Annotated in this window: 6 protein-coding genes; 1 reads left to right on the top strand and 5 read right to left on the bottom strand. The window is 67.4% G+C overall.

From position 1 onward, the window contains the following. Both KIT86_RS24070 and KIT86_RS24065 read right to left on the bottom strand, forming a co-directional pair. On the bottom strand, positions 1 to 924 hold a 924-nt coding region (locus tag KIT86_RS24070), incomplete at its 3' end, for a branched-chain amino acid ABC transporter permease (RefSeq protein ID WP_297403110.1). After that, positions 921 to 1814 carry a branched-chain amino acid ABC transporter permease gene (locus KIT86_RS24065; RefSeq protein WP_297403108.1) on the bottom strand — a complete coding sequence of 298 codons (894 nt, stop codon included), beginning with the start codon at positions 1812 to 1814 and terminating at the stop codon, positions 921 to 923. The genes KIT86_RS24070 and KIT86_RS24065, both read right to left, overlap by 4 nt. A gap of 25 nt (positions 1815 to 1839) precedes the next feature. Here KIT86_RS24065 and KIT86_RS24060 point away from each other — a divergent pair, with 25 nt between their 5' ends. Next, positions 1840 to 2679 (top strand): AraC family transcriptional regulator, encoded by an 840-nt coding sequence (locus KIT86_RS24060; protein ID WP_297403106.1) that lies wholly within the window; start codon positions 1840 to 1842, stop codon positions 2677 to 2679. 110 nt (positions 2680 to 2789) lie between these two features. On the opposite strand, the gene KIT86_RS24055 is transcribed toward KIT86_RS24060, so the two are convergent. The 3 genes from KIT86_RS24055 to KIT86_RS24045 all read right to left on the bottom strand — a co-directional run. Then, on the bottom strand, positions 2790 to 3494 hold the full coding sequence (locus KIT86_RS24055; protein ID WP_297403104.1) for an ABC transporter ATP-binding protein: 705 nt from the start codon (positions 3492 to 3494) through the stop codon (positions 2790 to 2792). Next, on the bottom strand, positions 3487 to 4332 hold the full coding sequence (locus tag KIT86_RS24050) for an ABC transporter ATP-binding protein (protein WP_297403103.1): 846 nt from the start codon (positions 4330 to 4332) through the stop codon (positions 3487 to 3489). Before KIT86_RS24050 ends, KIT86_RS24055 begins: the two co-directional genes overlap by 8 nt. A 231-nt stretch (positions 4333 to 4563) precedes the next feature. Continuing rightward, a partial coding sequence (locus KIT86_RS24045; protein ID WP_297403101.1) for a transporter substrate-binding domain-containing protein occupies positions 4564 to 5162 on the bottom strand: 599 nt, incomplete at its 5' end.

Raw genomic sequence — 5162 nt, 5'->3', positions numbered from 1 at the left:
CACCAGCAGCACGAGGAGCGGGCCGAACAGCAGGCGCCAGTCGCGTTTCAGGAGGGCGCCGCCGGTCAAAGGCTCGAGCTCCTCGAACACCCATTCCAGGCCGACCTCCAGGCCGATGAAGGCGAAGGCGCCGATGGCCGGGCCGAACACGGTGTGCATGCCGCCGAGCAAGGCCATCAGCACCACGTCGCCCGAGAGGTGCCAGTGCACATCGGACAGCGCCGCGAGCTGGAACACCAGGGCCTTCATGGAGCCGGCCAGGCCCGAGAGCGCGGCCGACAGCACGAACAGCGTGAGCTTGTAGCGCTCCACCGGGTAGCCCAGCGAGCGCGCGCGCGGCTCGTGCTCCCGGATCGCCACCACCACGTGGCCGAAGGGCGAGCGCACCACGCGGTGGATGAGCCACAGGCCGGCCACGGTGAGCAGCAGCACCAGGTGGTACATCGCCGTGTCGTTGCGAAGATCGATGAAGCCCAGCAGCACGCCGCGCGGGATCTGTTGCAGGCCGTCTTCCGCGCCGGTGAACGGCAGCTGCAGGAAGATGAAGTACACCATCTGCGCCAGCGCCAGCGTGACCATGGCCAGGTAGATGCCCTGGCGGTGGATGGCCAGCGCGCCGAACACCGCGCCCAGCAGCGCTGCGAACAACGTGCCGCCCAGCAGGCCCAGCTCGGGTGGCAGGCCCCAGATCTTCACCACCAGGCCGGTGATGTAGGCCGCGCTGCCGAAGAAAGCCGCATGGCCGAAGGACATCATGCCGCCGAAGCCCAGCAGCAGGCTGTAGGCGCAGGCAAACAGCGCCATGCACAGCAGCTTCATCACGAACACCGGGTAGACCACCTGCGGCACCCAGGGCACCACCAGCAGCAGCACGAGCAAGAGCGCGATGAAGGCCTTTTGCCAGGAAGGGCGTGTCGGTGTCATGCGGAGCCTTCCTTGCCGAACAGGCCACGCGGGCGCAGCAGCAGCACCAGGGCCATGACGACGAAGATCACGGTGGTCGATGCCTCCGAGTAGAAGACCTTGGTGAGCCCCTCGATCACGCCGATGCCCAGCGCGGTGACGATGGAGCCGAGCACCGAGCCCATCCCGCCGATGACGACGATGGCGAACACGATGATCACAAGGTTGGACCCCATGCCCGAGTTCACATGCAGGATGGGCGCGGCCAGCACGCCGGTGAAGGCGGCCAGCGCGATGCCGGCGGCGTAGGTGAAGGTGAGCAGGCGCGGCACGTTGATCCCGAAAGACTGCGTGAGCGCCGGCTTCTCGGTGGCCGCGCGCAGCCGCGCCCCCAGCGAGGTGCGCTCGATCAGCCACCAGGTCAGCAGGCAGGCCGCGAGCGCGGCGAAGATCACCCAGGCGCGGTAGATCGGCAGCACCATGAAGCCCAGGTTGAACACGCCCTGCAGGTTGGCCGGCACCGGGTAGGGCTGGCCCGAGGTGCCGAAGGCCACGCGAAAGCCCCCTTCGAGCACCAGCACCAGGCCGAAGGTGAGCAGCAGGCCATAGATCGGGTCCAGCCCATAAAGGCGGCGCAGCAGGCCGCGCTCGAACACGCCGCCCAGCCAGCCCACCACCAGCGGCACCAGCAGCAACGCAGCCCAGTAGCCCAGGCCCGCGTAGCGCTGCAGCATCCAGGCCCCGAAGGCCCCGGCCATGAAGAACGCCCCGTGCGCGAAGTTGACGATGCGCAGCAGGCCGAAGATGACGGCCAGGCCCAGGCTGAGCACGGCGTAGAAGCAGCCGTTGACCAGGCCAAGCATCACCTGCCCCGCCAGCACAGGCAGGGGAAGACCGAATACCTCAATCATCTCGCGTCCCTATGATGCGCAAGCCATGCCATCCAAACATCCCGATATCTCCCGTGAAACCCTGGTGATGGGCGATGACACCGTGCAGACGGTGGTGCGTGCCGAACAGTGCGACGCGCTGGCCGCGCGCCACATCGCCCACGTGTCGGTGGTGGACGCCGCCGCGCCCTACACCGTGGTGCGAACCCACCTCAGCGGTGCCTTCATGCAGGTGTGCCTGGGCGGCGAAGGCCAGACGCTGCTGGATGGGCGCTGGTACAACCACCGGCCCGGCAGCGTGACCTTTGCACCCGCGCACGTGCTGCACGCGTTTCACTGCGTGCCCGGCAAGCGCTGGCAGCTGGCCTGGGTGCGCTTCAAGCCCGACTCGGTGCATTCGGTGGATGGCGCCATGGCCCCCACGATGAGCCCGTTTGACGGTCGCCTGCTGCAGAACGCCATCCAGGGCCTGGCCGCCGAGATGGAGGGCATGGCCGATCACGGCACTTGCGTGGTGTGGGTGGACGTGATCGAGCGCTACGTGGCGCGCATCCTGGAGCCGCTGCAGCGCGAGCCCCGCCTGGTGCAGGTGTGGAACGCGGTGAAGAACGACCTGGCGCGCGACTGGACCCTGGCCGATCTGGCGGCCCTGGCCAGCACCAGCGAGGAGCACCTGCGCCGCCTGTGCCAGAAGAACCTGGGTCGCAGCCCCGGCAAGCAGCTGGCCACGCTGCGCATCGCCCACGCCGCGCACCTGCTGGCCACCACCACGGACAAGATCGAAGCCATTGCGCACGGCGTGGGCTACGCCAATCCGTTCGCGTTTTCCAACACCTTCAAGCGCCTGACGGGGTTTCGCCCTTCCGACTACAGGAGCAGGAAGTAGCACCCCCGCCGCGCCGCGCGCGTCCCCCTCCAGGGGGCAACACCGGCGGCCTGGCGCAGCCGGTTGCGCGGCGTTTCTGGTGACCGACAGCTCGCGGCGGGCGGGCCCGTTCATACCCCGATCCTTGCCGTGATGGCGTCGAAATCGCGCAGCAGCGTGGCCGCGTCGAAGGTGTCGGTGATGCGGCCCGATTCCATCAGGCCATGCCGGTCGGCCAGTTCGGCCGCGAAATGCACGTTCTGCTCCACCAGCACGATGGTGTAGCCCCGGCACTTGAGCTGGCGGATGAGTTCGCCGATGCGGTCCACGATCACCGGGGCCAGGCCCTCGGTGGGCTCGTCGAGCAGGAGCAAGCGCGCGCCGGTGCGCAGAATGCGGGCGATCGCCAGCATCTGCTGCTCGCCGCCGGAGAGGTGGGTGCCGGCCGAGCCGGCGCGCTGCGCCAGATTGGGGAACAGCTCGTAGAGCTCGTCTTCGCTCATGCCGCCTTCGGCCACCACGGGCGGCAGGCGCAGGTTCTCGCGCACCGTGAGCGAGGCATAGATGCCCCGGTCGTCCGGGCAAAAGGCCAGCCCCAGGCGGCCGATGCGGTGCGGCGCCATCCCGATGAGCTCCTGGCCCTTGAAGCGGATCGAGCCCTGGCAGCGGCCCATCATGCCCATCACCGTCTTGAGCAGGGTGGACTTGCCCGCGCCATTGCGGCCCAGCAGCGTGACCAGTTCACCCTCATGCACCTCCAGGCTCGCGCCATGGAGCGCCTGGCTCGGGCCGTACCAGGCCTGCACACCGCGCAGGGTCAGCAGCGGATCAGCCATGCGAGGCCTCCGCCGGGGTGCCGTGGTGCTTGCGCTGGCCGGCATGGCCGTGGCCCAGGTAAGCCTCGACCACACGCGGGTCGCGCGAGACGCTGGCGTAGTCGCCCTCGGCCAGCACCTCGCCGCGCGCCAGCACCGTGATCGTGTCGGACAGATTCGCCACCACCTTCATGTTGTGCTCGACCATCAGCACGGTGCGGCTTTGCGCGACGCGGCGGATCAAGGCCGCCGTGCGCTCGATGTCTTCGTGGCCCATGCCGGCCATCGGTTCGTCGAGCAGCAGCATGTCCGGCTCGAGCGCCAGGGTGGTGGCGATCTCGAGCGCGCGTTTGCGCCCGTAAGGCAGTTCCACCGCCGGCACGTTCGCATAATCCGCCAGCCCCACGGCCTCGAGCAGCTCCAGCGCGCGCGGATCGAGCCCGGTCAGCACCCGCTCGGAGCGCCAGAAATGGAAGGAATTGCCCATTTTCCGCTGCAGCGCCACGCGGACGTTTTCGCGCGCGGAAAGATGCGGAAACACCGCCGAGATCTGGAACGAGCGCACCAGGCCCATGCGGGCGATATCGGCCGGCGACGCCGCGGTGATGTCGCGGCCGTCATATTCGATGCGGCCGGAACTGGGCGACAGGAATTTGGTGAGAAGGTTGAAGCATGTCGTCTTGCCGGCGCCGTTGGGGCCGATAAGGGCGTGAATCGTGCCGCGGCGCACCGCCAGGTTCACATCCTTGACGGCGACGAAGCCTTTGAACTCTTTGGTCAGCCCTTCGGTGCGAAGGACGATGTCCGCGGCCACTCGATTTCCTCCCGACGCCGCGCAGCCCGCGGTCTGTGGTTTCATGCAGCGCCGAACATGACGACGCCGTCATGTTCTTCTAGGGGCGGCAAAATCGCGAGTCAATGCGATGGCGTCTCCGGCACGAAGCATTGCCCTCGCGGCGCTGCGCCTGCGCGTGTCTTGTGCAAATGCAAGAAACGCGGCGGCCGGCGCGATTGCGCCGCGCGCCGGCCCTGGGGTGCCGTCCCCCTGGAGTATGTCTAGAATCGTTCGAAGCTGGCGCCGACGTTGCCGCTATTTCACCCATTTGTCGTAGGTGGCCTGGAACGCCTTCGACATCACCGCCTGCCGCAGCCATTGATCGACGAACGCCTTGAAGACCATGTCGCGCGGCAGGAGATAGGCCTTCTCCGAAAAGTTGAACGGCTTGTCCGGATGGATCGCGCACAGGGCCGGCCGCAGCTTTTGTTGCAGCACCGTTTCGATCGCGTCGGTGATCATCACATCGGCCTTGCCGGCGACGATCTGATCGAAAATCGTGACGTTGTCCTTATAGACCGTCACGGTCGCGTGCTTGATGTTCGCCTCGGCGAAACGGAAATTGGTGCCGCCGGGGTTGACGATCACGCGCACGCCGGGCCGGTCGATTTGGGCCAAGGTCTGATACTTGTCCTTGTCCGCGCAGCGCGCGATCGGCGTCTTGCCGTCGACGAGATAGGCGGTGCTGAACAGCGCCGCCTTCTGGCGGGCGAGGTTCACCGAGATGCCGCCCATGGCCATGTCGAATTTGTCGGCGGCAAAATCGGCCATCAAGGTCGGCCACGAAGTCTGCACGAAGCGGACCTCGACGCCGAGCGCCTTGCCCAGCGACTTCGCCATGTCGATATCGATGC

Source organism: Hydrogenophaga sp. (assembly GCF_026125825.1).
Classification (GTDB): Bacteria; Pseudomonadota; Gammaproteobacteria; order Burkholderiales; family Burkholderiaceae_C; genus Hydrogenophaga.
Note: the sequence above shows the minus strand (reverse complement) of the source record. Positions and strands in the feature narration are given on the sequence as shown.